Below are 26025 nucleotides of genomic sequence, written 5' to 3' on the forward strand. Positions count from 1 at the left end.
TCGACGGCATGGTGCGTTGGGAACCGGGAACCCCGGAGCGGCTGCAGCGGGCCGCGCTCGAGCTGTTCGCCACCCGCGGGTTCGAAGAGACGACGGCGGCGGAGATCGCCCAGTCCGTCGGCCTGACCGAGCGCACGTTCTTCCGCCACTTCGCCGACAAGCGCGAGGCCCTCTTCCACGGGCAGGAGCTGTTCGCGCAGGCGTTCCTCAGCGGCATGGACGCCGCGCCGCCGGAGGCGTCGCCGATCGAGGTCGTCGCCGGCGCGCTGCGGTCCGCGTCCACCTTCTTCCCGGACGAGCGCCGCCCGCACTCCCGCACCCGCCAGTCCGTCATCGACCGGAATCCCGCACTGCAGGAACGGGAACTGCACAAGATGGCCGTCCTCGCCACCACGCTCGCCGACGCCTTCCGCGCGCGGGGCGTCGACGATCCGGCGGCCTCGCTGGCCGGGCAGTCGGTCACCGCGGTGTTCGGGATCGCGTTCACGCAGTGGATCCGCGACGGCGAGGAGCGGTCGCTGGGCGACATCGCCGACGACGTCCTGGCCGAACTGCGCACCCTGACCAGCGCGAGCCCGACGCCGGCGGGCTAACCCCGCGCCACGGCCCCCGAGATCAGCAGGGCGAGGCCGTGTTCCAGCGAGGCGGCCAGGTCGATCCGCAGCTCGGCGAGCGCGGGATCCGTCGCGTACGCGGCGAGCGTGCTGGCCGAGGGCCGGCAGTGCGTCGAGAGGCCACCGGCCAGGATCATGGCCAGCAGGCACACCTGCTTCGCCGCGGCCCCGACCTCCGGCACGTGCCGGGCGAAGAGCTCGACCATGGCGTCGAGGCTCGCGAGCGCGGATCGCTTGTAGCGCACGACGACGTCGACGGAGACGTTGTGCTCCAGGACACCGGCCTGCGCGCTGATGAGGTCGCACAGCACGGTGCGCTCGGCCAGCGAATTCGCCACGATCGCCGCCAGCCGGTCGCCGCGCTCCCGCACGGACCGGCCGGGATCGACGCCGGCGGCCAGCTCGGCCGCCACGTCGGGCAGCCAGTCCCCCAGCGCCTGGTCCAGCAGCTCGAACAGCACGGCCTCGCGGGATTCGAAGTACCGCAGCACGTTCGACTTGGCCAGCCCGACCCGGCGGCTGAGCTCGTTGAGGCTCACCTCGGCCACCGGCATCTCGTCGAGCATCACCAGCGCCGTGTCGAGGATCTTGCGACGCCGTTCCTCCCGCTGCTCCGCGCTGCGCGCCCGCTGGAACGTCATGCGACACAGGGTAACCGTCTTGCACCCGGAGTTAAAGACCGGCAGTCTCTTGACAATAGACCGACGGTTCTTTAACGTCGGAGGCATAACAGACCGCCGGTCCGCAAGGGCCGATCCCCGAAGGAGCGACCGACATGGCCGAACACTGGACCGCCCGCGACGTCCCGGACCAGACGGGCCGCGTGGCCGTCGTGACCGGCGCCAACACCGGCCTCGGCTTCGAGACCGCCCAGGTGCTCGCCGAGCGCGGCGCGTCGGTGGTGCTGGCCGTCCGCGACGTCGAAAAGGGCAAGCAGGCGGCGGCCCGCTTCGGCGCCGGCGCCGACGTCACCGTGCAGGAGCTGGACCTGGCGTCACTGGAGTCGGTGCGCACCGCCGCGGCCGAGCTGCACACGGCGTTGCCGAAGATCGACCTGCTGATCAACAACGCCGGCGTGATGTACCCGCCGCGGCAGACCACCCGCGAAGGCTTCGAGCTGCAGTTCGGCACCAACCACCTCGGGCACTTCGCGCTCACCGGCCTGCTGCTGGACCTCCTGCTGCCGGTGCCCGGTTCGCGGGTCGTGGCGGTCGCCAGCATCGCCCACCGCCTCCGCGCCGCGATCCACTTCGACGACCTGCAGTGGGAGAACTCCTACGACCGCGTCGCGGCCTACGGCCAGTCCAAGCTCGCCAACCTGCTGTTCGGGTACGAGCTGCAGCGCCGACTCGCGCCGCACGGCACCACGGCCGCCCTCGCCGCCCACCCCGGCGTGGCCCGCACCGAGCTGATGCGCAACTCCCCCGCCGCGCTCCGCGGGGTCTTCGCCGCGGTCGCGCCCCTGTTCACCCAGGACTCGGCGCGGGGCTCGCTGCCGATCCTGCGCGCCGCCACCGACCCCGGCGCCCTCGGCGGCCAGTACTACGGCCCCGACGGACTGGGCGGCTACCGCGGCAACCCGGAGGTCGTCGCCTCCAGCCCACAGTCCCACGACCTGGCGCTTCAGCGGCGTCTGTGGCAGGTTTCGGAGGAGCTCACGGCCGTCGAATACCCCGTCGGGTGACCCCTACCCGGTGAATTCATCTCGCACGAGGGTATTTCTACCCTCACGGCTGTAACGAGTCCCGGTGCCGCAGCGACTGTCCAGTATCGCGCGGGAAGGCTGGGGTGCGGATGTCCGAACGTCGAGCTCGGCGGGTCGATGTGGCCGCTCAGCCACGTCATGTCAGTGTCGATCCGGACCCGGACGCGGAGTTCGAGTACACCGGGATCGTGCTCCGGCGCGAGCTGGACGGCGCACCGGCCGAGGAGACCTGGCTGCCGGTCGGCGACGAGCCCAGCGAAGAGGACGACGAGCGGCTCATCGCCGCGCTGCACGACGCCTGGTTGTGGACGACCGAGTCCGAACGCGATCCGGTGACCATGCCGGAGTAGCACCCTCTAAGCTGGTCGGGTACTCAACTTTTTGACTACCCGAGGTGCGATGTGAGCAGCAGCTTCCGGCAGGCCGTCGAGGCACGTGATCCCGAGGCCATGGCGGCCGCGCTGGCGCCGGAGGTGGTGTTCCGGAGCCCGGTGGCGTTCCGGCCGTACCCGGGCAAGGCGATCACCGCCGCGATCCTGCGCGGCGTGCTCCGGGTGTTCGAGGACTTCCGGTACGTCCGGGAGCTAGACGGTGGTGACGGCCGGGACCACGCGCTCGTCTTCGAGGCCCGGATCGGCGACACCGCGGTCGAGGGCTGCGACTTCCTGCACCTGGACGAGAACGGCCTGATCGACGAGTTCACGGTGATGGTGCGCCCGCTGTCGGCCGCCCAGGCGCTCTCGGCCGCGATGGCCGCGCAGTTCGAGCAGATCCAGCGCGAGGCCGTCGGCGCCTAGTCAATTCGTTGACTAGGTCACGGAAGGGAACCGGGTGGCACTGCGGAACGCGCTGATGGCCGCGCTGCTCGAAGGCGAGGCGTCGGGCTACGACCTCGCGAAGGTGTTCGACGCGTCCGTGGCGAACTTCTGGATGGCCACCCCGCAGCAGCTCTACCGCGAACTGGACCGGATGGCGGCCGCCGGCCTGGTGCGCGCCCGGGTCGTCCACCAGGAACGACGGCCCGACAAGCGCCTGTTCTCGCTGACCGAAGCCGGCCGGGAGGCATTGCACGCGTTCACGGCCGGCCCACCCCGCCCCGGCACGATCCGCGACGAGCTGATGGTGCAGGTCCAGGCGGTGGACGCGGGCGACGAACCCGCCGTCCGGACCGCACTCGAGGAGCGGGCGACGGCGGCGGAGGCCAAGATCGCCCGCTACGAGAAGCTCCGCACGCGCCTGCTGGACGGCCGCTTCGAGGACGACTACCTGGTGGAGGCGGAGCGGATCGGGCCGTACCTGACGCTGATGCGCGGGCTGTCGTTCGAACACGAGAACCTCCGCTGGTGCCGACAGGCCCTCCGGACCCTCGACCTCCGCGCGCGGGTGAGGCAACCGACAAAACCCTGACCACAGGGCGGTTTCGCTCCGCCCGTTCCCGCCCGCCGCTTCGGCTGCCGCCAAGTCGGCCACTCCGGTGGCCGTGTCGGCCGCCTTGGTCGCCAAGTTGGTCACTCCGGTTGTCGTGTCGGCCGCTCCGGCCACCGTGTTAGCCACTCCAGTCGCTGCGTCGGCCGTTCCGGCCACCGAGTTGGTCGCTCCGGTGCCGACCTGGCCGCTCCAGTCGCCGCGTTAGCCGCTCCGGCCAACGTGTTGGGCCTTCCGCCGCCGAGTTGACCCTTCCGGACGCCGCGCTGACCACCCCCAGCAACCGAGTTGCCACCCGCGACCGTCGAGGTGGCTGTTCACAGCCGACGGTCCCGCTGCCGGCAGCCAGCACGCTGACCGGAGCGGCCGACACGACAACGGGCGGATCCGTCGCGGACCCCTGTGTTGATTCTGTACCTACTAGTATGTACAGTCCGACTCATGGGGACGAGAGACCAGCTGATCGACAGCACCCGGGAACTGTTGTGGGAACGCGGTTACGTGGGCACGAGCCCCAAGGCCATCCAGCAGCGCGCGGGTGCCGGACAGGGCAGCATGTACCACCACTTCGCCGGCAAGCGGGAGCTGGCGCTGGCCGCCGTGCGGCGTAGTGCCGATGAGCTGCTTGCCGCGGCCGACGCTCAGCTGCGCGGGCCCGGGACCGCCGTCGAACGGGTCACCGCGTACCTGCGTCGTGAGCGCGAAGTGCTGCGGGGCTGCCCCATCGGCCGGCTCACGCAGGATCCCGACATCGTGGCCGACCCGCAGCTGCGGGCTCCGGTCGACGAGACCCTGACCCTCCTGCAGGCCAAACTCGCCGCGGTTCTCGACGAAGGCCGGGCCGCGCAAGAACTGCCCGCCGCGCTGGACACCGCCGCGCTCGCCGCCACCATCGTCGCCGTGCTGCAGGGCGGGTACGTGCTGGCTCGCGCCGCCGCCGCGCCCGGACCGTTCGACCAAGCCGTTTCCGGCGTGCTCTCGCTGCTCGCTGCCCACACCCGCTGAACCTGGGGAGTTCCCGTGCACGTCCGTCACGTTCCGTCCGCCACCGCCGTCGCGCCCGCCGACGTCATCACCGGCAGCGCTTGGGTCACCTCGCTCGCCGTCCCCGAAGGGCCGTCGCGCACGCAGGTCGACCGCGTGCAGTTCGCCCCCGGTGCGCGTACGCGCTGGCACCGGCACCCGCTCGGCCAGGTGCTCGTCGTCACCGAGGGCACCGGCTACGTCCAGCGCCGGGGCGGCCCGGCCCAGCTGATCCGGGCCGGCGACACCGTCCGCGTCGCCCCTGGCGAATGGCACTGGCACGGCGCCACCGACACCACGTCGATGACGCACCTCGCCATCGAGGAACTCCCCGAAGACGGGACCACGGCGGAGTTCGCCGAACCCGTAGGCGCCGCCGAACCCGCGACCGTCCCGGCCGAGCCCGTCACGCGCACGCTCGTGCTGCAGCAGCGGCTCCCGGAACCCCGGGTGGTCGACTACGTCGAGCTGCGCCGCATCACCATCGCACCGGACTTCGGCACCGGGCTGCACGTCCACAATGGACCCGTCTTCGGCAGCATCGAAACCGGCTCGGCCGTCTACCAGATCGACGGCGAGCCGGAATCGGTGCTCACGCCCGGAGACGTCTTCTACGAGCCCGAAGCGGCCCGCATCGCGCGCTTCGACGCGCAGGAGGACGGCGTCACGTTCCTGGCCTGCTTCCCCGTCGGGCCGGGCGAAACCCCCAGCCTGACCCCGCTCGGGAGCTGACCCGACGAACGGCGGGCCCGCACCCGGCTGCCGGTATACAACCGGGCGAAACACCCGTTAGCCTCCGCGCGTGAGGATCATGAGTGCGCTGCTCACCGCGTTGCTGGCCACCGGCGTCGCCGCCCCGATCTCCGCGCTGGCGCCGGATCGCGCCCACGCGGATCCGGCGCCCTGGGCCGGCCCGCTCAGCACCCGCGGCCGCTACATCGTCGACGCGGCGGGCAACCGGTTCAAGCTGAAGGCCGCCAACTGGCACGGCGCGAGCGGTACGTGGACCGGTTCCGGTGACATCAGCGATCCGGCCGACCACCATGCCGGCGAGATCGCCTACCAGACGCCGCTCGGGCTGGACCGCGCGTCGATCGACACCGTCATCGACGGGCTCGCGCAGCTGGGCCTCAACAGCGTGCGGCTGCAGTTCTCCAACGCGATGATCCACGACACGACGCCGGTGCCCGACCTGCCGGCCAACCCGGACCTGCGCGGCAAGACGCCGCTGCAGGTCTACGACCGCGTCGTCGAACGGCTGACCGCGCGCGGGTTCGCCGTGATCCTCAACAACCACACCACGACGTCGCGCTGGTGCTGCGGTCTCGACGGCAACGAGCGCTGGAACACCGCGCAGACCGAGCAGCAGTGGCAGGACGACTGGCTGTTCATGGCGCGGCGCTACGCCGCGAACAAGCGGGTGGCCGGCGCCGACCTGTACAACGAGGTGCGCCGCAACACCTTCGACGACCCCAACTGGGGCTGGGGCAACGACAAGGACTGGCAGCGCGCGAGCCAGCAGGTGGCCGACCGCATCCTGACCGAGGCGAACCCGGACCTGCTGATGATCGTCGAGGGCATCAACTGGACCGGCCTGCCGATCGACGGCTTCGCGCACGGCCGGCCCACCCTCGAACCCGCCCGGACGCTGTCGCACACGCTCGTGGACTCCGGGAAGCTGGTCTATTCCGCGCACTTCTACGGCTACACCGGGCCGAACCACTCCGGCGCGACCGGCATCGGCGAAACCCACGACCCGCGCTACCGCGACCTCTCGCCCCAGGGCCTGCGTGACACCCTGTACCGGCAGGCGTTCTTCGTCGAGCAGGACACCGGCAAGCACTACACCGCGCCGCTGTGGATCAGCGAGTTCGGCGAGGGCCGCAACACCACCGACCCGGCGTCCCGCGCGTTCTTCGAGACCTTCGTGAACTACCTCGCCGAGACCGACACGGACTTCGCCTACTGGCCCGCGGTCGGCTTCCAAACCGGTGGCACGGGCGACGGCTGGTCGCTGCTCGCGTGGGACAGCGCCGGGAACCGCATCGACGTGCTCGACGGCCGGGACTGGCGCGGCCCGGCGTGGCAGCGGCTGGTGAGCGCGCCGTCGCGCACCGGCCCGATCCCGCAGGCCGACCACTGGTCGATGCTGAACCTGGACTACGGCGACTTCCAGGAATCCCGCGCGGTCCGCGCGCTGCCGGACTGGAATCCCGGCGCGCGCAAGGGCGTCTGCCCCGACGGCCAGCGCCTCACCGGTCTCGCCCACACCGGCAACCGCGGCCTGTGCACGGGCACGCTCCCGGTGCCGTCCGGGTACGTCGTGACCCGCGACGAGTCCTTTGTGGACACGGACTGGGCGTCCGGCTACACCAAGCTGCAGTGCCCGGCCGACCACGCGGTGGTCGGCTACAGCGTGAAGGGTGCGGCGGTTTCGGCCGTGCTGTGCGGCAAGTCGGCGACCCCGCTGGGCCGCACCGGCCGCACGGTCTGGTTCGACCGCGGCGACAACCGCCCCTCCGGCGACCTCGGCGGCGACTTCGCCTCGGGCAGCTACAAGGGCCAGTGCGCCCCGGGCGAGTACGTCGCCGGGGTGGCCTACACCGGCCGCGTCGGCTCGAACCGGACGCCGGACGCGCTGCTCTGCCGCTCCTGAACCGGGGCCGGCTCAGTCGCCGTCGGGCACCGGTACCGGCTGCGCGTGCGGCGGCCGGAGGACGGCCCAGACGATCTTCCCGCCGGACTGCTTCGGCGACCAGCCCGCGGCGTGCGCGAGGTGCGCGACGAGCGGAAGCCCGCTGCGCGGCTCCGGCGTCCTCTTACCGACCTGGGGCAGCGACACCGGACGCACGTCGTCGTCGGCGACCGCGACGGTGAGCCGGCCCAGCCGCAGCTCCAACCGCAACCGCGCCGGCGAATGCGCGTGTTCGGCGGCGTTCGCCACGAGCTCACCCGCCACCGTGACCGCCGGCTCCCCCAGCGAATCGATGTCCCAGTTGCCGCAGGTGTCGGTGACGAACGGGGCCGCCGCGCCCACACTGCGCGGTGAGGACGGCAACCACAGTTCCGTGCGGCGACGCGGCGGCGGGTCACCCAGCCCGGCCAGTGCGTCGAGCACGGTGGGCCGGACCGTCACGAAGCGCCGCATCGGGCCGTGCCGCGCCAGGGCCGCGTGCGCCGAGCCCGGGACGACCACCAGCGCCACCGTCGACCACTGCGAGATCCGCAGCCACACGGCGACGAAAACGCTGGTCAGGTGATCCTTGGTGATCGCGAGTGCCTCGAGGTCGACGATCACCGCACGGGGCTGGTCGGCCGCGCACTTGAGCAGCGCGTCCCGCAGCACCCCGTAGGTGCCGACGTCCAGTACCCCGGACGGGCGAATGATCGTCGCCCCTTGCCACTCGGACAGGTCCCAGTCGAGCGGGCTGTCCGCCTGCATGCCGTAGCTCGCCGCCTTGGATTGGTAGAGCCCGGAACGCACACCGTCCGTCCGTGCTCGACGGCTCGGATCGGAGGTGCGGAAACAACAACCGTACGTGGCCGCCAGCCGTCCGTGACCGCGAACGCCGCGGATTCACTCGATTCAGTGGTTGCAATTCTTGAATGCGTCTTTCTGTAACGCCTGGGCGGCACCAATGGGCGTAATCCGGTGGGTGCCGCTCGGTAGGCTGCCGGAATGGGGTTCGGCGAGCGAGCACGCAGAGTGCGGGACGGCCGGCTGGCCCACGGTCAGCGCGTCGCGGCACTGTGTTCGTGCGTCCGCCTCTACCACCCGATCGGCCACCGGGCGACGTTGAGCTTCCTCGCCGAGCTCGCCGGCCCGTACCAGCGGCACGAGCGAGCCCTCCTGGACGCGTTGGCGGCGCTGGAAGCCGGCCGGGCGCAGTGGCGTAGCGCCGGCGCCGCCTATGCGGACTCGCGCGTGAAGCAGAAACGGCTCGGCCGCCGCGTGCCCGCCGATCCGCCGCCGGGCAAGACCGGCCACTGGTACGCGGCGACGCCGGACCTGTCACGCCGCGCGGCCGTGCACGCGCTGAAGCTGTGGGAGCCCGAACACGCCGCGGCGGACGAGGAGACGCGTTCCCTGGTGCGCCAGTGCGTCGCCACCGGCGGCCGCCTCACCGGCGAGCAGCTGGACACCGTGCTGCGCCGCCGGACCCGGGACGAGCCTTACGACGTCCGCTGGCCGATGACCCTCATGGCGTCCGCGGCCGGTGCACACCGGTTCGGCGCGAACTAGGAAACGTCTGTCAGCCGGAGGTGTGGCCGGCCTGCTTTTGGTTCATCTGGTGCGGGGCGGAAAGCCAGTCGTGCTGTTCGAGGCGCGCGTCCACCGGTTCTTCTCCTCGGCGCAGGGCTTCGATGTAGGCGCGGTCGGCGGCGAGGCGGCCCGCCACCTCGGCGCCCTCGGCGACGGCGCCGTGCCCGGGGACCACGACGTCGACCTGCCGGGACGCCTCGGCCAGCCGGTCGAGGGCCGCCTCGTAGGCGTTCAGCTGGTCGGGGCGGCGGGGGTCGAGCAGCGGGATCAGGGCGTCGGAGAGCATGTCGCCGGCGAGCAGGACGCCGCGGTCGGCGAGCAGGATCGCGGCGTGGCCGATGGTGTGCGCTTCGTGCTCGAGGATCTCGCCCGGCACCGGTCCGCCGTCCGCGGGCAGCGGGGTGAGGAGCCCGATCAGCTCGAGCGGGATGCCCGTGGCGCTCTCCTCCGCCATCTTCTGCGCCCGCTCGCGGGCCTCACCCGCGACCTGGGCGCCGGCGGCGGTGGCGTAACGCGGGACGTCGCCGAAGCGGGAGTGCCAGAGCAGGTGGTCCCAGTGGGGGTGGGTCGAGAACCCGGCGACCACCGGCACGCCGAGCGCGTCCACGTCGTCGGCGAGCTGGTTCAGGTCGGCGCCGTCGATGCCCGGATCGACCAGGACCAGCCCGGTGTCCCCGCGCACGACGACGGCGTTGCTCCAGACCCACTCGCTCTGCCGGACCCAGACCCCGTCGGCCACCTGCTTCAGCATCGGGCCACTTTGTCAGATGTCCCCGGCCGGCGCGAGGAGCGACACCCTCCGGCGGTGGCAAACTGCCGAGGTGGACCTGGACGACGTGCGCGTGCGGCTGGTGGACCGGTTCGGTCCCGGGGCCGCGGGGTGGCTCGCCGACGTCCCCGCTCTCGCGGCCCGGCTGGCCGCCCGGTGGGGTCTCGGGCTCGGCGAGGTGTTCGCGAGCGGGGCCGCGTCCGTCGTCTTGCGCTGCCGATGGCCGGACGGGACACCCGCGGTGCTCAAGCTCAGTCCGGATCGGACACTGCTGACCAAGCAGGCGGAGATGCTGCGGGTGTTCGCGGCCTCGGGCCGGGTGCCGGCCGTGCTGGCCACCGACCCGGGAGCCGGGGCCATGGTGCTGGAGGAGATCCGGCCCGGCACCGAGGCCGAAGACCTGCCGCAGACGTCACTGCCCCGGTTGTGGGGCGAGTTGCTCGCCGCGCTGCACGCCGTGGCCCCGCCCGCGGACTGGCCGTGGGACCTGCGCGGCCGGTTCGACGAATCCTTCGCCCGGATCGGCCGGAAACTGGCCGACCCGGCGATCGGCGCCCGGATCGGCCAGGCCACCTGGCACCGCGCGATCCGGCGCTGCGGGGAACTGCTGGACACGCAGGACACCGTCGTGTTGCTGCACGGCGACCTGCACCTCGGCAACGCCCTGGACGGCGGCCCGTCGCGCGGTCTGGTCGCGATCGACCCGAAGGCGTGCCTCGGCGATCCGTGCTTCGACGCCGTGGACTACGTGGTCGCCGGCGCCGGGCTCGAAGGTGTCGAGACCCGGTGCCGGCGGGTGGCGGCCGCGTGCGGGCTCGACGGCGACCGGCTCTACGCCTGGAGCCGCGTGGTCGCGCCGATGTTCGCGATCGCGCACCTCACCCACGACGGTCCGGAGCCGGTGATCGACGAGCTGCTCGCCTTGACCCGGTGAACCGGGCCGGTCAGAAGCCGGGGAACACGCGGCGCAGGTCGTCGAGCGTGACGCCGCCCTCGACGGTGACGCCCTTGTCGTAGGGCGCCTTGAGCCGGCCGTTGATCAGCCGGACGAACGCTTCCGCCGGGCCGTCGAACGTCGCGGTCGGTGCCTCCAGGTGATCCACCAGGGTGACGGCGTCGTCGATCACCAGCGCGCCGCCGGGGACCGCGACCGACACCGGGTCCGCGAGTTCGGCCGGCTTCGCGAGGAAGCCCAGCAGGAAGCCCACCGGCCCGGACAGGAGCTCGACGAGCACCTCGGCCGAGCCGGGGTCCACGCCGGTGTCCGGCTCGAAGGCCACGCGCACGTCCCACGAGTGGTTGGCCACCTCGTTGAACCGCATGCCCAGCGCGGTCAGCAGCGGGACCGGCTCCGGCCAGAAGCCGAGGTCGACGGTCAGCGACGAGCGCTGCTCGGGCGTGAGCGCCTCGACCGTGTCGAGCCAGCGGGCGTTGTGCTCCAGGAAACCCTCGGCCTGCGCTCGCGGCGCGGACGCGTCCCAGCGGGCCCAGATCGTCTGGTTGTCTTCGGCCGCCACGGTCTCCCCGGCGGCGCGGGCGATGGGCCCGCGGCCGATCTCCGCGCCGCTGCCGAGGTGGGAAAGCGCCTGGGCGACGGTCCACTCGGAGGCACCGCTGGTGGTGGCGAGCTGGTCGTCGGTGAGGCCGCCGACGAGGCCGGCGAGCGTGTCGTGCTCGGAGCGGAGGGCGGCGATGGTGCGGTCCACGAGTTGACTCATGCCACGCTCAACTCCCGAGGGGACGTGTGTGTTCCACTGATCACCGTTTCCGGTGAGGAAGCGCCGCTCGCCCGAGGAGGACGCGTGACAACGGGACGTGTGCTGGTGGTCGGACTCGATCCGGCCAAGCTGGAAGGCTGGGACCCGGCGCCGGTCCAGGCGGCGATCGCCCGCGGCCGGGCGCGCTTCGTGGAGCACGGCGTCGAGGCCGACTGGTGCCTGCTGACGCTCGGCGACAACGCCGAGGAAACGCTGGTGACCGCACTGACCGGCGACGACTACGGCTGCGTGGTGATCGGGGGCGGCATCCGCACCCACGAACCGTTGCTCGGGTTCTTCGAGAAGGTGATCAACCTGGTCCGGCTGCACGTTCCCGGCGCGGCCATCGCCTTCGACAGCACCCCCGAGGACTGCGTCGACGCCGCGCTGCGGTGGCTGCACTAGCCGTGATGTCCGGGGAGGCCGGTCAGTGCCGCTCGGCCGGCAGGCGGTCGCGTTCGGCCAGCATGATCGGGCGGACCTTGCGCATCCGCAGCCGGGTGTAGGCGATCATCGCCACCAGCACCGCGATCAACGGCACCTGCGACAACAGCAGCGAGTCCGTGATCTCCGCCGGTGGGAAGCTGTACACGATGATCACCCGCAGCACCGCGTCCAGCAGGAAACCCACGCCCCACACCAGCGTCACCGCGCGGATCGCCGCGCGGAAGGGCTCGGACACCGCCCAGCTGCGGTCGTAGGCCTCGACCGTTCGCGGGTCACCCCGGGTGGCGAACGGCTTTCCGGCCTCGAACACCAGCGGCCGGCCCACGAACAGGCTGCCCAGCGCGTACACCCCGGCGACGCCGACGTAGAACGCCGGCTTCAGCAGCAGCACCCGCGGGTCGTCGCTGACGAACAGCAGGACCACCGACAGCGCCACCTCGACGACCACCAGGATGCCGAAGCCGTCGAGCTTTCCCCGGCGCACGGTCGTGATGATCGCGTTCACCATCGTGGCCAGGCCGCCGATGCCCAGCGCCCAGAACGGGCTGAGCCCGGCCACCGTGTGCAGCAGCCAGTAGGCCACGATCGGCAGCACCAGGTCCAGCGCGAACGGTGCCAGTACGCGGATTCTCCCCTTCATCGGTTCTCCCCCGTTTTCACTCCGGCGAGCTGGTTGCTGCGGCGCACCACGGCCGTGGCGTACTCCCGCATTTCCGTTTCGTACGCGGCGATCGCGGTCAGCGGATCACCGCCGGCCAGCCCCGCCGCCAGCAGCGCCGCGTCCCGCAACGCCGTGTTCGCGCCGACCCCGCCCGACGGCGGCATCACGTGGATCGCGTCGCCGAGCACGGTGATCCGCCCGGCCGGCCACGCGGGGACCGGCGGCGACGTCCGGATCGGCGTGCGGAACGTCGCGGGCACGTCGGCGTGATCCACGATCCGCACCAGCTCCGGGTGCCAGCCCCGGACGACGTCCTGCGCGAACCGGTGCAGCGCAGCGGGTTCCCGCTCCTGCGGCGCCGCGCCGACGACCGCCCACATCAGGTAGTCGTCGACCGGGGTCAGCTCCGGCGGGAAGACCGGGGTGCGCGCCCGGAACGCGGCGAGAGCCAGCGTCGCCGGGCCGCCGGCCACCGCGGTGAAGCCGTCGAAGAACCGGGCGGGCAGGTCCGGCAGCGCGGCCAGGGGCGTCCGGCCGTAGACGCAGCGCAGCCCGGTGTCGATCGGGGCGCTGCCGGGGGCGACCGCCGCCCGGACCGCGGAGTGCACCCCGTCGGCGCCGACCAGCACGTCGCCGCGGACCTCCCGGCCGTCGTCGAACCGGACGCGCACGCTGTGCTCGTCCTGGCCCGCGGCCGTTACCCGGTGTCCGAAGTGGACGTCCTGCTCGAGTCCGGTGAACAGGATCTGGCGCAGGGTCCGGCGGTTGACGGCACTGTGCTCGCCGCCGGTGCCGACGTCGAACGTCGAGAGCACGGTCAGGTCGGTGCCGAGCGTGCTGATCCGGCCCGCGCCCGGCACCGACGACGTCGCCAGGTAGCGCCGGTACAGGTGCTCGGGCAGGCAGCGTCGCAGCGCTTCGCCGCCGTGGCCGTCGATGTGGATCCGGTAGCCCTGGTCGCGTTCGCCGAGGTCCGGGTCGCGCTCGAAGACGCTCACCCGCACCCCCGCCGCGCGCAGTCCCTGGGCGAGGCACAGGCCGCCGACGCCGGCCCCGGCGATCAGCACGTGCACGTCACTCGCCCCCGGTCCGCTGCTGCCACGGCCGGCCACCGGGCCGCTGGGTGCGGCGCTTGGCCTCATCGACCGAGGTCTCGAGCCGGGTGAGCAGGCGCCCGAGCGTCCGCACGTCTTCGGCGTCCCACCCGGCCATGAAGTCGGCGAACCGGTCCAGCCCGATCCGGGTCAGCGTGCGGACCTCGTCCCAGCCGGCCTCGGTGAGCGAGATCAGGCAGGAACGCCGGTCGGCCGGGTCGGCCTCGACCGCGATGAGACCGTCGTCCTCCAGCGACCGCGTCTGCCGGGTGATCGACGACGGGTACAGGTCGAGCTCGGCGGCCAGCTCGGACGGCCGCACCTGCTGCTTGACGGCCGCCTGCTGCAGGATCGCCTGCCGGGTCGGATCGATGGCCTTGTTCTGCGCGCGGCGCATCGTCTGGCCGATCCGCATCAGCGGGTAGACCACCTGCTCGAGGTCCTCGTAGTCGTGGGGCATGAACTCCACGGTGCACTATTTGCGCCACGCAAACAAGTGGTTCGTGAGAAGTTCAGGGATGCCCCCGATCCGCTATCAGGGGCTTCAGGGCAGCCGCACGGCTTCGATCTCGACGTCGCTCAACAGCGCTTCGACCAGGGCCGACGGGCCGGCGACCTTGGTGGCCCACAGGTCGTAGTCGGTGCAGAGGCACCATGAGCGATCCTCGGCCCAGAGGTTGGCCGGACTGAAGTCGACCTCGGAATCGTCGTACAAACTCTCGGCGTCGCCGAGCGTTCCTGCCCGCACGTGAAGGTGCTCGAAGTCGGTCGCCCCGAGTGTCAGCGGGCTGTAGTAAGCCAGGCAGCGGGTGTTCGGGCCCGCGGGAGTCTGTTCGATGAGGATGCCGATCAGCCGCGTCCAGGTCTCGCGGTCCAGGCTGCCCTCGGCAGGCGGGATGATGCCGAGCGGCCAGCTGCCGTCCTTCCTGACCGAGGGGAAACAGCGGTACGACGGCAGCAGCCCCTCGGGGACGACGGGGTCGCCGGTGCGCTGCGCGAGTTCCGCCCAGCGCAGCCGCCGCCACCCGGCGCCGGGATGCTCGGCGCGACCCAGTCCGCCGCCGGTGGCCACACTCCCGGCTTCGAGGTCGACGCCGCCGATGACGCGGGGCCGGACGCTGCCGTCCGCGAGCCGCGCCTGGCGGTACTCGTGGTACGACGTCTCGGTCGGCCCTCGCTCGTGCTCGTACATGGCGTTGAGCACCCAGGCCGCGTCGGGCATCGCCGGCGGCATGAACCCGGTCAAGCCGTCGCCGCACCGCTCCCGCAACCAGTCGGTGGTGCCGGACGGGGCGAGCGGCCACGGGTTCACGTCCTCGGGCACGCAGTCACCCTACGGCTGCTCCGTCGGCCGGCTAGGCCTCACTCCTCGGCGAGGCCATCGATCCGCCAGCCGGCCGGGGCCAGGTCACGGCGGGCGCGTTCCAGGCACTCCAGGTGCGGCTCGGCCTCGGCTTGCGGCGCGTCGTCCGCGGCGCCGGCTCGGCGAGACCCGTTCATGACCTCCGGCATCCGGCACCCCTTTTCGTTGCCCGGCAAGGCCTTCCGATCACAGCACAGAGCACCGTAGCGCCCGGGTCTCACTATGAGACAGGGGGGCACTGGCGCCGGCGTCGCCTGTTTAGCTATAGTACTAGTCACCTAGTTAAATGGAGTTGCCGATGATCGAATTCCACCTGGACGCCCGGTCGGGCCTGTCCCCCTACCAGCAGCTGGTCCAGCAGGTGCGGCACGCGCTGCGCCTGGGCCTGCTGAACGAGGGAGACCAGCTCCCCAAGGTCAAGGACGTGGTCGCGAGCCTCGCGATCAACCCCAACACCGTGCTGAAGGCCTACCGGGAGCTGGAGCACGACGGCCTCGTCTCGGCGCGGCCCGGCGTCGGCACGTTCGTGACGGCGACGCTCGGCAACGGCGTGTCGTTCGCGGCGATCGGGCCGCTGCGCCGCGACCTCAACCGCTGGCTCTCCCAGGCCCGCAAGGCCGGTCTCGACGAAGAGAGCATCGAGGCCCTGTTGATGTCCACGTTTCGCGACTCCGCAAGAGAGGACATAGCGTGATCGTCCTGCGCGCCCAGGGACTGGGCAAGAAGTACAAGCGCGAATGGGCGTTGACCGGCTGCACGCTCGAGATCGAGGCCGGCCACGTCACCGGGCTCGTCGGCCCCAACGGCGCCGGCAAGTCGACCCTGCTGAACATCGCCGCCGGCATGCTCGAGCCGACCACCGGCACGATCGAGGTGTGCGGCGGGGTGCCCGGCAGCGGGCCGGACCAGCTGGCCAAGGTCGGGTACGTCGCCCAGAACACGCCCGTCTACCCGGGCCTGTCGATCGACGAGCACCTGCGGTTCGGCGCCCACCTCAACCCGCGCTGGGACGCCGCGCTCGCGACGAAGCGGATCGAACGGCTCGGGCTGGACCCGAAACAGCCCGCGGGCAAGTTGTCCGGCGGGCAGCGCGCCCAGCTCGCGCTGACCCTCGGCCTCGCGAAACGCCCCGAACTGCTGCTGCTCGACGAGCCGGTCGCCGCGCTCGACCCGTTGGCGCGCCGGGAGTTCCTGCAGGTCCTGATGGAGGCGGTCGCGGAGGACGGGCTGTCGGTCGTGATGTCCTCGCACCTGGTCAACGACCTCGAACGGGTCTGTGACCACCTCGTCGTGCTGGTGGCGTCCCAGGTCCGGGTGATGGGTGACGTCGACGAGCTGCTCGCCACGCACCACCGCCTGTCCGGGCCGCTGCGCGACGTCGAGACCCTGCCCGCGGACCAGCACGTCGTCTCCGCGACGCACACCGACCGCCAGACCACGGTGCTCGTCCGCACCGAAGCGCCCATTCTCGATCCCGTGTGGACGGTCGGGCAGCTCAGCCTGGAGGACCTCGTCCTCGAGTACATGAGCAACCCGGCCGCCGCCCGTCCCGCACTGGAGGTGCTCCGATGACCTGGTTGGCCTGGCGCCAGATCCGCGTCCCCGCGCTGGCGGTGTTCGCCGCGCTGCTCCTGATCGCCGTGATCCTCGCGATCACCGGCCCGGACCTGGTGGGCCGCACGAACTTCTCGGACCAGGACACGCTGTTCGGCGGCACGATCCTCGCGCTGTACCTGCTGCCCGCGGTCATCGGCCTGTTCTGGGGCGCGCCGATGATCACCCGCGAGCTGGAGCACGGCACGCACAACCTGGTCTGGAACCAGACCATCACCCGCAAGCGGTGGCTCACGACCAAGCTGGTGGTCGGGGTGCCGGCCGCGATGGTGGCGGCCGGGGTGCTGAGCCTGGCGGTCACGTGGTGGGCGTCCCCGATCGACGCGCTCGCGAGCTCGGCGACCAACGGCGAAACGCTGTCCCGCATCTCGCCGGTGGTGTTCGCCGCGCGCGGCGTCGTCCCGGTCGGGTACGCGGTCTTCGCGCTCGTCCTCGGTGTCGCCGTCGGGATGGTGCTGCGGCGGACCGTCGCGGCCATGGCCGTCACCCTCGTCGTGCTCGCCGCCGTGCTGCTCGCCGTCCCCCTGTACGTGCGCCCGTACCTCCTGCCCGCGGTGCAGCAGGACGTCTCGATCGGGAACTCGGCCATCAGGAACATCAGCGGGAACGGCGACGGGGTGATCGAGGAGATCGGGGTGGAGACCCCGGCCGGTGTCTGGCTGCTGGCCGACGAAACCGTGGACCCGGCCGGGAACGTCGTCACGCCACTGCCCGACTTCGTGCAGAACTGCGTGCCGAAGCCGGGCGGCCGGGGCGGCCCACCGGATCCGCGCGGCGTCGACACCTGCATGGCCCAGCTGGACACCCGGGGCTACCACCAGCGCCTGACCTACCAGCCGGGCTCCCGGTTCTGGCCGCTGCAGTGGCTCGAACTGGCGTTGCTCCTCGCCCTGTCCGCGTTGCTCACCTGGTTCTGCTACCGGCGCATCCGCCACCTGTCCTGATCCGATCCTGCTGGGGGAACCATGCGCACACTCGTTGTCGCCACCGCTCTGGGCCTCGCGTTGTCCGCGACACCCGCCGCGGCGAGCACGACGCCGCACCTGCCCAGACCGACCGGGTCACAGCCGGTCGGTGTCACCTCACTGTCGCTTGTGGACACTTCACGGCCGGACCCCTGGGTGCCGTCGGTGCCCTACCGGGAGCTGATGGTCTCCGTCTTCTACCCGGCGGCCTCGGCGCACGGGCCGACGAAGCCGTACATGACGCCGCTGGAGTCCGAACGCAACCTCGAACGGGAGGGCATTCCCGGCCTGTCGCTGGACGCCCTGAGCACCGTGCGGACGAACGCCGTCGTCGACGCGCCGGCGGCCGGCCGGCGCCACAGCCTGCCGATGGTCGTGCTGTCACCGGGCTGGACGCAGCCCCGGGCCGTGCTCAGCGGCCTGGCCGAGGACCTGGCGAGTCACGGCTACGTCGTCACCGTCATCGACCACACCTACGAGAACCGCGCCACCACCTTCCCCGACGGCCACGTCACCGACTGCGCCGCCTGCGACGTCGACGACCAGCCGGGGATCTGGGAGAAGGTGGCGGCGACGCGGTCGGCCGACACGTCGTTCGTGCTGGACGAGCTGATCGGCCCGCACCCGAAGTGGCGTGGCAGCGCGCTGATCGACCCGCAGCGGGTCGGCATGGCCGGGCACTCCGCCGGCGGCGCCAACACCCTGCAGGCGATGCTCGCCGACCCGCGCGTCCGGGCCGGGATCGACATCGACGGCTCGACCCACGTCCCGCTGCCCGCGTCCGGGCTGTCCCGGCCGGTCCTGTTCCTGGGCAGCATGGACAACTACACCCCGGGCACGCCGAACCCGTACGACGACTGGGAAACCGACTGGCCGAACCTGACCGGCTGGAAGCGCTGGCTCATGGTGTCGGGCACGGTGCACAGCTCGTTCACCGACCTCGGTGTGCTGGCCGACCAGCTGGGCGTCGACATCGGCGCGTCCATCGAGGGGACCCGCGCGCTGGCGATCACGCGGGCCTACGTCGGGGCGTTCTTCGAGCAGCACCTGCGCTGCCGGCCCCAGCCCCTGCTGGCCGCGCCGTCGCCCGCCTTCCCGGAGGTGAGTTTCATCCGCTGACGGGAGCGAGGGCCGGCCCCGGGCCTGGGGGCCGGGGCCGGCCCTGGCGGAGCTCAGCCGCCCAACGCCGGGCCGAGCCAGCGGCGGACGAGCGCGCGCAGCTCGTCGTCGGTGAGCGCGGGGGTCGAGGGGTACTGCAGGAACGACAGGAACAGCCGCATCAGGATCTCGGCCAGGCCCTGGAGATCGTCGTCGGTTTCGACGCCGGCGGCGGCCCAGTCGACCGGGACGTTGCGCAGGATCCCCGCCCCGGCCGAGAAGGCGAGCTGCGAGGTGACGCCGGCGGTGAAGTACTCGCCTTCGCCCGCCTGCAGGAGCAGGCCGAGGTAGGGCTCGCCCGGGACCGTCCGGACGGCGAACACCACCGCTTCCACGGCGGCTTCGGCGGCGGTCCCGAACGAGGCCAGGTGCCGCTCCATCCGCCCGGCGAACTCCTCGACGCCGGCCAGGCCCACGGCGCGGAGGATGTCCTTCAGGCCCGGGAAGTAGCGGTAGACGGTCTGCCGCGTCACCCCGGCCTCGGCGGCGACGTCGGAGAGGCTGGTCTTGGCGAGCCCGGCCCGGTCGAGGCACGCCGTCGCCGCTTCGACGATCCGGCGGCGTGCCTCGTCTTCGGTGCCGGGCGGGTTGCCCCGCCAGCCGTGGTACCCCATGCGGTCCATCTTCCCCGAGCCGGAAGTCTCAGACGGGAGCAGGTCGGCGGGCGCGGTGGAGCGCGGTCAGCAGCAGGCCGGCCGCGGCGAAGCAGCCGAGCGCGTAGAGCCCGCTGCCGATCGGGGTGCCGTCGCCGGTGACGCCGCCGGCCGCGGCGAAGTACGCCGGCAGCGCGCGGATCCAGCACACGGCCAGGCCGCCCAGGTAGACGGCGGGATAGATCCGGACGAAGGCGGACAGCGGCTCGGGCTCCCCTCGGCGCGTGAAGAGAATCCAGGCGCCCGCGGCCCAGAGCAGGGCCAGTTCGACGCCGAGGACCCAGGCCTGCGCGGTGACGTTCCCGGTGAACAGGCTCGACGGGAGCCCGCCGAGCGCCATCGTCAACGGCGTCAGGACGCCGGCCACCACCACGCGCCACACCAGCGGCCACCCGCGTCGCGGACCGGTGCCGGCCAGCCGCACGACGAGGTAGGTCAGCCCGCCCATCGAGACCGAGGCGAACAGCAGCATGCTGGTCATCGGCACCGACGCCAGCGCGGGGTGGTTGACGAGGTCGTTGCCCGGGTTCCACGCCCACCACCTCAGCTGCGGGCCGAGCTGGTCGAAGACCTCGTAGAACAGCTGGCACACGAACGCGACGGCCACCGACGCGACCAGCGGGCCGCGGCGCCGGAAGACGCCGAGCGACCGCACCACTTCGTAGGCGAGCTGGCTGATCACCGGGTAGAACGCGACGATGTAGAGCGGCAGCCGGTCCCCCATGAACTGCACGGTGAACAGGTTGTGGGCGAAGATGAAGCCGTACACCTTGTCGAGGCCGAACCACTCCGGGAAGTACAGCGGCGGTTCCGTCACGAAGAGGTAGACCAGCGAAGCCCACCACAGCGCCAGGTTGACCGGGTCGCCGCCGCGGTACCGGCGCAGCGCGTGCACCAGCGCGAACACGGCGCCGCCGACGACGAGCACCTCCAGCAGCGGCATCGTCGGATCGGCAAGGTCCCAAGGCGCGCGCACCGAGACCACCGGCGAGACGTCGTGGCAGTCGAAGCCGAGGGTGCGGGTGACGGCCTCGGCGTCCGGTCCGCAGCCGTCGCTCACCGGGCGCCGGCCGGTGCCGCGGCCGGCGAGTAGTCCGTGGCCGGCGGCTCGGCCTGGGGGTCGAACCCGAAGGGCACCCGGTGCCGCCCCAGCGCGGCGCGGAGGCGGTAGCGCACGAGGCCGGCGAGCACCCGCGGGTTCCGCAGCATCTCCCCCAGCGACTCATCGAGGTTGAACACCTTGGCGAAGTGCTCGTCGACCACTTCGTACTCCCGGGCGGCCCCGACGATGAGGCTGAACGCGGGCGCCGACAACGCCGCGACGATGCGCCGCCGCCACTCCGGCGGTTTCTCCGTGCCGACCGCGCACGCGTAACCCTGGTCCCGGGCCATGGCCAGGGACCACGGCACGCCGAGCAGCTTGCGCTGCGCGGCCAGGAACCCCGTCACGAACCCGGCGTCGAGCGTTCCGGCGCGGGAAAGGTGTTCGCGCAGCAGCAGGGCCGAGCCCGCCGCGGAGCTGATGCCCTGCGCGTAGAACGGGTTGAACGCGCAGATCGAGTCCCCGACGGACACCAGCCCCTTCGGTGGGCCGGGCAGCCGGTCGTAGCGGCGCCACTTGTTGCCCGTGGAGCGGGTCAGGTGCACCTCCGAGGTGGGCGCGCACCGGTCCATCGCGGCGGCGAACAACGGCGTCCGCACGCGGCGCGCCGTCTCGACGAAGGCGTCGGTGGTGCGTGGCATCTCGAGCCCCCACGAGCCCATGCACGCGATGACGCGGTCGCCCTCGATCGGGAAGAAGTTGACCAGGAAGTCGTGCTCGGCGGGATGCTCGCCCTGGTCCGGCGTCGGCATGATCACCAGGTGCTGCCACCACCAGGACGCGGGCCGTTCGGCGGGCAGGTCGTACCAGCGTGAGGTGTAGGTGACCTTGGCGTCGAGCGTCCGCACCTCGACCTTGGGCCAGCCTGCCGCCACCAGCCACGCGCTCACGGAGGAGCCGCGACCGAGTGCGTCGACCACGAGGTCGGCGGGCTCCTCGCCGCCGGCGGTGAGGGTGACCCCGGTGATCGCGCCGTCGTGGGTGGTCAGGCCGCTCACGGTGACGCCTTCGCGGATGACGACGTTCGCCAGGCCGCGCACCTTGTCGCGCAGCACGCGTTCGATGAGGATCCGCGAGCTGTAGATCATCGTCATGGCACTGCGCTTGCGGGCCGACCAGCCCGCGCCGTCGAGGTAGGCGGCGTCCAGGGACGGCATCAGGTGCAGTCCCCCGGCGGCGACGAGGTCGTCCTCGAAGCCGGGGAACAGCGCCCCGATCGCGCGCCGGCCCGAGTTCAGCAGGAAGTGCGGGTGCTTGCTCTGCGGCACGCCCCGGCGGTGCTCGGCCTCGGCGGGCAGCTCGTCGCGCTCCAGCACCAGCACCTGGTCGAAGTAGGGGGCGAGCGCCCCGGCGCTGCACAGACCGGCGGCGCTGCCACCGAGGACGACGGCCGTCTTGCCGAGCCGCATGCGGATCAACTCCCAGCGTCATTCATACAGATGGACGTCGAATGTATGAATGACGCCGGGTGCGTGTCAAGGGACCGGCGAACCGTCGACGTCGCGGTAGAAACGCAGCATCGCGTCCGCGAGCCGCTCGGGTGCCGCCATGGCCACGTAGTGCCCGACGCCGTCGAGCGTCACGGTCGTCACGTCCGTGGCGACCTGCCGCATCGTCGACGACAGGAACTCGCCCGGCCGTCCGCTGACGGTGAGCACCGGGATCCCGAGCTTCTCTTTCGCCAGCTCACGAATCTCGTCGCCTTCGCGGAGCATCGATCGGTAGAGGCCGCTCGCGCCCCGGAACGCGCCGGGCCGCTTGTACGTGCGGGCGAGCTCGTCGATGTCGGCGTCGGTGAACGCGTCCGGCGTGGCGTTGAGCGCGGGAATGGCGTACTCGGCGAGGAACTCCCGCTCGCGCCCGGCCAGCAGCAGCTCGGGGATCCCGGGCGCGACGAGCACGCCGATGTGCCAGGCGCCGCCGCGGGTGACGTCGGCCAGCGCCTCGACGCCGAACCCGGGCAGGCCGGTCTCGATGGCCGCGTAGCTGCGCACCAGCTCCGGACGCGTGGCCGCGAGCCGGAACGTCGTGCCGCCGCTGACGTCCTGTCCGGTCAGGTGGACGGGACCGAGGCCCAGTTCCGTGATCAGGGCGGCCAGGTCGTTCGCGGCGGTGACGCTGTCGTGGTCGTCGCCCGCGACGTCGGAGTCGCCGAACCCGCGCAGGTCGACCGCGAACACCCGATGGTGCGCGGCGAGCAGCGGGATCAGTTTGCGGAAGACCCACCAGGACTCGGGGAAGCCGTGCACCAGGAGGACGGGCGAACCGGTCGCCCCCGCGGTGACGTAGTGCAGTTCGGTGCCGTTGACGCGCACGCGGTGGTGGTCGACGCCGGGGAGGTTCATGGGGCTCCTTCATTGATGGACAAGCTGCTTGTCCAAGCTACAGATAGACAAGGCTCTTGTCCATGACGTCGGCTGTCTATGCTTTGCCCATGGAGCGATCCTCGGGTGCCGAGCTGGCGCTCCTGCTGCTGCGCGGGTTCCGGTCGATGGTGGACGACGTCTCGATGGAGCTGGCCGACCACGGGCACCCGAGGGTCCGCCCCGCCGACGAGTTCGCCCTGCGAGCGGTCGACAACGGCGCCGACACGGCGTCGGAGCTGGCGCGACACCTGTCGGTCACCAAGCAGGCGGCGGCGCAGCGGATCGCCATCCTCGAGGACTTGGGCTACGTCGAGCGCGAAGCCGACCCGGCCGACGCCCGCCGCAAGCGCCTGCGGGTCACGCCCCACGGCCACGAGATGATGCGCATCGGCGGCACGCTGCTGGACGAGGTCCGCAACCGCTGGGCGGCGGAGATCGGCCCGGCCGAGCTGACGACCCTCGAAGCGCACCTGACCCGGCTCACCGCGGGAACGACTCCGGTCGTCGACGCGCCCGAGTAGCGCCCGGACACCGCGTCGACGGAGCCGCACCAGAAGATCGCGATCGGCCCCAGGGCGCTTGCCGGGACGGACTCCGCGGTCGGCCACGGAGCGTGGCACGTTCACCATGTATCGCTGGACGGAACGAACTCCGGGTCGCGCGCGAAAGTGCTACCATTACGCCCGAAATCGTTCCTGTCAGCGAAACGATCCGGAATTCGAGGTCTCTCGGCTTGGCCGTCAACAGTACCGCCGGGCGCAAGCCCGCCGCCGCGTCGGACAACACTGGTACCGAGGCCGCCGCGCGGGTGGCCGATGTGTTGCTGCTCTTCACCGGCGGGCCCCGGTACCTGGGCGTCAGCGCGATCAGTCGCGAGCTGGATCTCTCCAAGGCCGTCGTCTACCGGATCCTGCAATCGCTCGTCTCGCGCGAGATGCTCGCCACCGATCCTGGCGTCGCCGGCTATCGGCTCGGGCCGGCGGCCGTCGCTCTCGGGGCGAGTGCTCTGCGCCGGTTCGACGCGCGTGTTGCCGCCACGCCCGTGCTGCGGCGGCTGCGTGAGGAGACCGGGGAAACCACCACGCTGTCCGGCCTGGTCGGTGACGAACGCGTGTACCTCGACCAGTTCGAGAGCCCGCGCGAGATCAAGATGACCGTGGAGCTGGGCCGGCGGTTCCCGCTGCACGCCGGTTCCTCCGGCAAGGTCATCCTCGCGTCGCTGGCCGAAGACCGCCGGGAAGCGTTGCTGCACCGGGAACTCCCCGCGCTGACCGAGCACACGATCACCACCGCCGAACAGCTGCGCGAAGCCCTCGCCGAGGTGGCCCGTGACGGCGTCGCCGTGTCGCTCGGGGAACGGCAGCCCGGCGCGGGGTCCGTCGCCGCTCCCCTGTTCGGGCCGGACGGCGAGGTACACGGCTCCATCAGCATCTGCGGCCCGCAGTACCGCTTCACCCCCGACGCCGTGAGCCGCTACCGCGACCTCGTGCGCGAAGCCGCGGCGGAGATCCGGCAGAGCTGGGCCTGGCTGCAGGAGTCCGGCGGCCGGTAGGGAAACCCACCGGCCGCCTCCGATCACTTGCCGCGCTTGAGGTAGCGGCCCACCGGGTCGCCCGCGATCTTGCCGTCGGCGAACACGTGATTTCCTCGGACGAACGTGTCGGTCACCTTCGCCGTCATGTCGAAGCCCTCGAACGGCGTGTACTCCTGCGTCGACTCCGACTCCGCCGCGCGCACCGTCCAGCGGACGTCCGGGTCGACCAGCGCGAAGTCGGCGTCGAAACCCTCCGCGATCGTGCCCTTGTTCAGCAGGCCGTAGCGGCGTGCGGGGTTGAGAGACGTCAGCTGCGCGATCCGTTGCAGCGAAAGGCCCCGCTTGGTGCCCTCTCCGACCAGGCCGGGCAGCAGGTACTCGGCACCACCGAAACCGGACTTCGCCAGGAACACGTTCTCGCGGTCCGAACCGAACTTCAGCTCGTCGCGGCAGCACGCGTGGTCGCTGACCACCCAGTCGACGTCGCCGGCCAGCACGTGCCGCCACAGTGCCTCGACGTCGTCGCGCTCGCGCAGCGGCGGGTTGACCTTGCCGCCGATGCCGGACGCGGTGTCGACGTCGGCCAGCAGGTGCCCGATCGTCACCTCGCGCCGGAAGTCGATGTGCGGGAACGCCTTCCCCATCGTCAGCGCAGCCGACAGCGCCTTCTCCGACGACAGGTGCAGCAGGTTGATGTTGGGCAGCCCGGTCTCGTGCGCCAGGTACGACGCGATGGTGACGGCGAGGCCTTCCGAGTGCGGCGGCCGCGACGCGCTGTAGGCCCGCAGGCCCGACAGCGAACCGTCCTGCTCCACCAGTTTCGTGTACGCCGTCATGATCTCGGCCGTCTCGCAGTGCAGCGAGAGCGACAGGTGCGGCGCGTACTCGGTCAGCACCTCGCGCGCCTGCTGGACCCCGCGCATCACGAACTCGAAGTGCGCGATGTCGTAGCGCTCGTCCGGCGGGATCATCAGGAAGTCGCTCTGGCTGGTGGAGCGCCCGTGCAGGCCGTGGCTGCCGTAGAACATGAAGATCTTGAACGACGTGACGCCGAATTCTTCGACCAGGTAAGGGATTTCGGAGATGTGCTGCGAGCTCATCGGCGCGAGGTGGAAGGCGTAGTCGACGTAGGCGTTGCCCTCGGACGCGCTGAGCACCTCGGGGAAGAAGTCGCGGTAGCTGCCGCCCTTGTTCAGGTAGTACTGGCCGGTGCGCATGTACGTCAGCGACGTCGTGACGCCGCCCTGCGCGCTCGCGCGGCTTTCGGTGCGGGTGTCGGTGGCCAGCTCGTTGTAGATGCCCCAGTGCTGGTGCGCGTCGACGACGCCGGGGAAGGCCAGCAGCCCGCGGCCGTCGACGACGTGGGCGGCGTCGGCGGCGGGCAGGTCCGGCGCCACGCGCGTGATCGTGCCGTCGTTGACGGTGATGTCCAGCAGTTCCGGCTCGGCCCCGTCGGCGTCGTCGGGCCGCACGACCCGGACGTTCTTCACGAGCAGTTCCGTCGTTGCCAT

General features: G+C 71.7%; 31 protein-coding genes. 17 read left to right on the top strand and 14 right to left on the bottom strand.

Annotated features, from left to right (window positions below; all coding sequences use genetic code 11):
* The first annotated feature begins 8 nt into the window (after window positions 1-8).
* On the top strand, window positions 9-593 hold the full coding sequence (locus tag OHS58_RS18825) for a TetR family transcriptional regulator (RefSeq protein WP_328649229.1): 585 nt from the start codon (window positions 9-11) through the stop codon (window positions 591-593).
* Here the strand turns inward: OHS58_RS18825 and OHS58_RS18830 are convergent.
* Entirely contained in the window at window positions 590-1255 is a 666-nt protein-coding gene (locus OHS58_RS18830) for a TetR/AcrR family transcriptional regulator (RefSeq protein ID WP_328649230.1), read from the bottom strand. The genes OHS58_RS18825 and OHS58_RS18830 overlap by 4 nt on opposite strands.
* A 134-nt stretch (window positions 1256-1389) precedes the next feature.
* On the opposite strand from OHS58_RS18830, the gene OHS58_RS18835 reads away from it, so the two are divergent.
* From OHS58_RS18835 to OHS58_RS18865, 7 genes are all read left to right on the top strand, one after another.
* Complete coding sequence (locus tag OHS58_RS18835) at window positions 1390-2298, top strand: SDR family NAD(P)-dependent oxidoreductase (RefSeq protein WP_328649231.1); 909 nt, start codon at window positions 1390-1392, stop codon at window positions 2296-2298.
* A gap of 110 nt (window positions 2299-2408) precedes the next feature.
* Window positions 2409-2669, top strand: coding sequence for a hypothetical protein (locus OHS58_RS18840; protein ID WP_328649232.1), 261 nt, complete (start codon window positions 2409-2411; stop codon window positions 2667-2669).
* A gap of 51 nt (window positions 2670-2720) precedes the next feature.
* Entirely contained in the window at window positions 2721-3116 is a 396-nt protein-coding gene (locus OHS58_RS18845; RefSeq protein WP_326954196.1) for a nuclear transport factor 2 family protein, read from the top strand.
* A gap of 34 nt (window positions 3117-3150) precedes the next feature.
* Window positions 3151-3726 carry a PadR family transcriptional regulator gene (locus tag OHS58_RS18850; protein ID WP_328649233.1) on the top strand — a complete coding sequence of 192 codons (576 nt, stop codon included), beginning with the start codon at window positions 3151-3153 and terminating at the stop codon, window positions 3724-3726.
* Window positions 3727-4185: 459 nt separating this feature from the next.
* Window positions 4186-4749, top strand: a complete 564-nt coding sequence (locus OHS58_RS18855) for a TetR/AcrR family transcriptional regulator (protein WP_247050376.1) — start codon at window positions 4186-4188, stop codon at window positions 4747-4749.
* A 15-nt stretch (window positions 4750-4764) separates the two neighbouring features.
* Window positions 4765-5499: a (R)-mandelonitrile lyase gene (locus OHS58_RS18860; RefSeq protein WP_328649234.1), complete on the top strand. Its 735-nt coding sequence runs from the start codon at window positions 4765-4767 to the stop codon at window positions 5497-5499.
* A gap of 79 nt (window positions 5500-5578) precedes the next feature.
* A complete protein-coding gene (locus OHS58_RS18865; protein WP_328649834.1) occupies window positions 5579-7423 on the top strand; it encodes a glycoside hydrolase family 5 protein in 1845 nt (614 codons plus the stop codon).
* Between the two features lie 12 nt (window positions 7424-7435).
* Here OHS58_RS18865 and OHS58_RS18870 read toward each other — a convergent pair whose 3' ends face one another.
* Window positions 7436-8251 carry a hypothetical protein gene (locus OHS58_RS18870; RefSeq protein ID WP_328649235.1) on the bottom strand — a complete coding sequence of 272 codons (816 nt, stop codon included), beginning with the start codon at window positions 8249-8251 and terminating at the stop codon, window positions 7436-7438.
* A gap of 195 nt (window positions 8252-8446) precedes the next feature.
* Between OHS58_RS18870 and OHS58_RS18875 the strand changes: the two genes are divergently transcribed.
* Complete coding sequence (locus tag OHS58_RS18875; protein ID WP_328649236.1) at window positions 8447-9010, top strand: hypothetical protein; 564 nt, start codon at window positions 8447-8449, stop codon at window positions 9008-9010.
* 10 nt (window positions 9011-9020) lie between these two features.
* Here OHS58_RS18875 and OHS58_RS18880 read toward each other — a convergent pair whose 3' ends face one another.
* Window positions 9021-9782 (bottom strand): MBL fold metallo-hydrolase, encoded by a 762-nt coding sequence (locus OHS58_RS18880; RefSeq protein ID WP_326954202.1) that lies wholly within the window; start codon window positions 9780-9782, stop codon window positions 9021-9023.
* A gap of 70 nt (window positions 9783-9852) precedes the next feature.
* Between OHS58_RS18880 and OHS58_RS18885 the strand changes: the two genes are divergently transcribed.
* Window positions 9853-10734, top strand: a complete 882-nt coding sequence (locus tag OHS58_RS18885; RefSeq protein ID WP_328649237.1) for an aminoglycoside phosphotransferase family protein — start codon at window positions 9853-9855, stop codon at window positions 10732-10734.
* A gap of 10 nt (window positions 10735-10744) precedes the next feature.
* On the opposite strand, the gene OHS58_RS18890 is transcribed toward OHS58_RS18885, so the two are convergent.
* Window positions 10745-11518 (bottom strand): maleylpyruvate isomerase family mycothiol-dependent enzyme, encoded by a 774-nt coding sequence (locus tag OHS58_RS18890; RefSeq protein WP_326948495.1) that lies wholly within the window; start codon window positions 11516-11518, stop codon window positions 10745-10747.
* 84 nt (window positions 11519-11602) lie between these two features.
* Here OHS58_RS18890 and OHS58_RS18895 point away from each other — a divergent pair, with 84 nt between their 5' ends.
* Window positions 11603-11962 (top strand): hypothetical protein, encoded by a 360-nt coding sequence (locus tag OHS58_RS18895; protein ID WP_328649238.1) that lies wholly within the window; start codon window positions 11603-11605, stop codon window positions 11960-11962.
* Between the two features lie 22 nt (window positions 11963-11984).
* Here the strand turns inward: OHS58_RS18895 and OHS58_RS18900 are convergent, their stop codons facing one another.
* The 5 genes from OHS58_RS18900 to OHS58_RS18920 form a co-directional block, all read right to left on the bottom strand.
* On the bottom strand, window positions 11985-12644 hold the full coding sequence (locus OHS58_RS18900; protein ID WP_328649239.1) for a VC0807 family protein: 660 nt from the start codon (window positions 12642-12644) through the stop codon (window positions 11985-11987).
* Window positions 12641-13738 carry an FAD-dependent oxidoreductase gene (locus OHS58_RS18905; protein WP_328649240.1) on the bottom strand — a complete coding sequence of 366 codons (1098 nt, stop codon included), beginning with the start codon at window positions 13736-13738 and terminating at the stop codon, window positions 12641-12643. Before OHS58_RS18905 ends, OHS58_RS18900 begins: the two co-directional genes overlap by 4 nt.
* A 1-nt stretch (window position 13739) precedes the next feature.
* Complete coding sequence (locus tag OHS58_RS18910; protein WP_326954207.1) at window positions 13740-14219, bottom strand: MarR family winged helix-turn-helix transcriptional regulator; 480 nt, start codon at window positions 14217-14219, stop codon at window positions 13740-13742.
* 84 nt (window positions 14220-14303) lie between these two features.
* Window positions 14304-15083, bottom strand: a complete 780-nt coding sequence (locus OHS58_RS18915; RefSeq protein ID WP_328649241.1) for a hypothetical protein — start codon at window positions 15081-15083, stop codon at window positions 14304-14306.
* A gap of 38 nt (window positions 15084-15121) precedes the next feature.
* Window positions 15122-15271: a hypothetical protein gene (locus OHS58_RS18920; protein WP_328649242.1), complete on the bottom strand. Its 150-nt coding sequence runs from the start codon at window positions 15269-15271 to the stop codon at window positions 15122-15124.
* Between the two features lie 149 nt (window positions 15272-15420).
* Between OHS58_RS18920 and OHS58_RS18925 the strand changes: the two genes are divergently transcribed.
* From OHS58_RS18925 to OHS58_RS18940, 4 genes are read left to right on the top strand one after another with little or no spacing between them, the layout of a single operon-like run.
* Window positions 15421-15816 (top strand): GntR family transcriptional regulator, encoded by a 396-nt coding sequence (locus OHS58_RS18925; RefSeq protein ID WP_326948488.1) that lies wholly within the window; start codon window positions 15421-15423, stop codon window positions 15814-15816.
* Window positions 15813-16694 carry an ABC transporter ATP-binding protein gene (locus OHS58_RS18930; RefSeq protein WP_328649243.1) on the top strand — a complete coding sequence of 294 codons (882 nt, stop codon included), beginning with the start codon at window positions 15813-15815 and terminating at the stop codon, window positions 16692-16694. The genes OHS58_RS18925 and OHS58_RS18930 overlap by 4 nt, the downstream gene beginning before the upstream one ends.
* The gene (locus OHS58_RS18935; RefSeq protein ID WP_326954211.1) at window positions 16691-17680 is read left to right on the top strand and encodes an ABC transporter permease subunit; all 990 of its coding nucleotides are present in this window, start codon (window positions 16691-16693) and stop codon (window positions 17678-17680) included. The genes OHS58_RS18930 and OHS58_RS18935 overlap by 4 nt, the downstream gene beginning before the upstream one ends.
* Window positions 17681-17701: 21 nt before the next feature.
* Window positions 17702-18820: an alpha/beta hydrolase family protein gene (locus tag OHS58_RS18940; RefSeq protein WP_328649244.1), complete on the top strand. Its 1119-nt coding sequence runs from the start codon at window positions 17702-17704 to the stop codon at window positions 18818-18820.
* Between the two features lie 53 nt (window positions 18821-18873).
* On the opposite strand, the gene OHS58_RS18945 is transcribed toward OHS58_RS18940, so the two are convergent.
* The 4 genes from OHS58_RS18945 to OHS58_RS18960 all read right to left on the bottom strand — a co-directional run bounded on the left by OHS58_RS18945 (window position 18874) and on the right by OHS58_RS18960 (window position 22959).
* Window positions 18874-19473, bottom strand: a complete 600-nt coding sequence (locus OHS58_RS18945; RefSeq protein WP_328649245.1) for a TetR/AcrR family transcriptional regulator — start codon at window positions 19471-19473, stop codon at window positions 18874-18876.
* 28 nt (window positions 19474-19501) lie between these two features.
* A complete protein-coding gene (locus OHS58_RS18950) occupies window positions 19502-20572 on the bottom strand; it encodes a hypothetical protein (RefSeq protein WP_328649246.1) in 1071 nt (356 codons plus the stop codon).
* Window positions 20569-22023, bottom strand: a complete 1455-nt coding sequence (locus OHS58_RS18955; RefSeq protein ID WP_328649247.1) for an FAD-dependent oxidoreductase — start codon at window positions 22021-22023, stop codon at window positions 20569-20571. The genes OHS58_RS18950 and OHS58_RS18955 overlap by 4 nt, the downstream gene beginning before the upstream one ends.
* 66 nt (window positions 22024-22089) lie before the next feature.
* Window positions 22090-22959, bottom strand: a complete 870-nt coding sequence (locus tag OHS58_RS18960; RefSeq protein WP_328649248.1) for an alpha/beta fold hydrolase — start codon at window positions 22957-22959, stop codon at window positions 22090-22092.
* Window positions 22960-23048: 89 nt separating this feature from the next.
* On the opposite strand from OHS58_RS18960, the gene OHS58_RS18965 reads away from it, so the two are divergent.
* Both OHS58_RS18965 and OHS58_RS18970 read left to right on the top strand, forming a co-directional pair.
* Window positions 23049-23501: a MarR family winged helix-turn-helix transcriptional regulator gene (locus tag OHS58_RS18965; protein WP_328649249.1), complete on the top strand. Its 453-nt coding sequence runs from the start codon at window positions 23049-23051 to the stop codon at window positions 23499-23501.
* A gap of 212 nt (window positions 23502-23713) precedes the next feature.
* Window positions 23714-24532: an IclR family transcriptional regulator gene (locus tag OHS58_RS18970; RefSeq protein WP_247050334.1), complete on the top strand. Its 819-nt coding sequence runs from the start codon at window positions 23714-23716 to the stop codon at window positions 24530-24532.
* 23 nt (window positions 24533-24555) lie between these two features.
* On the opposite strand, the gene OHS58_RS18975 is transcribed toward OHS58_RS18970, so the two are convergent.
* Window positions 24556-26025, bottom strand: a complete 1470-nt coding sequence (locus OHS58_RS18975; protein ID WP_328649250.1) for a dihydroorotase — start codon at window positions 26023-26025, stop codon at window positions 24556-24558.

Origin of the sequence: Amycolatopsis sp. NBC_00348, from assembly GCF_036114655.1 — a bacterium.
Taxonomy (GTDB): domain Bacteria; phylum Actinomycetota; class Actinomycetes; order Mycobacteriales; family Pseudonocardiaceae; genus Amycolatopsis.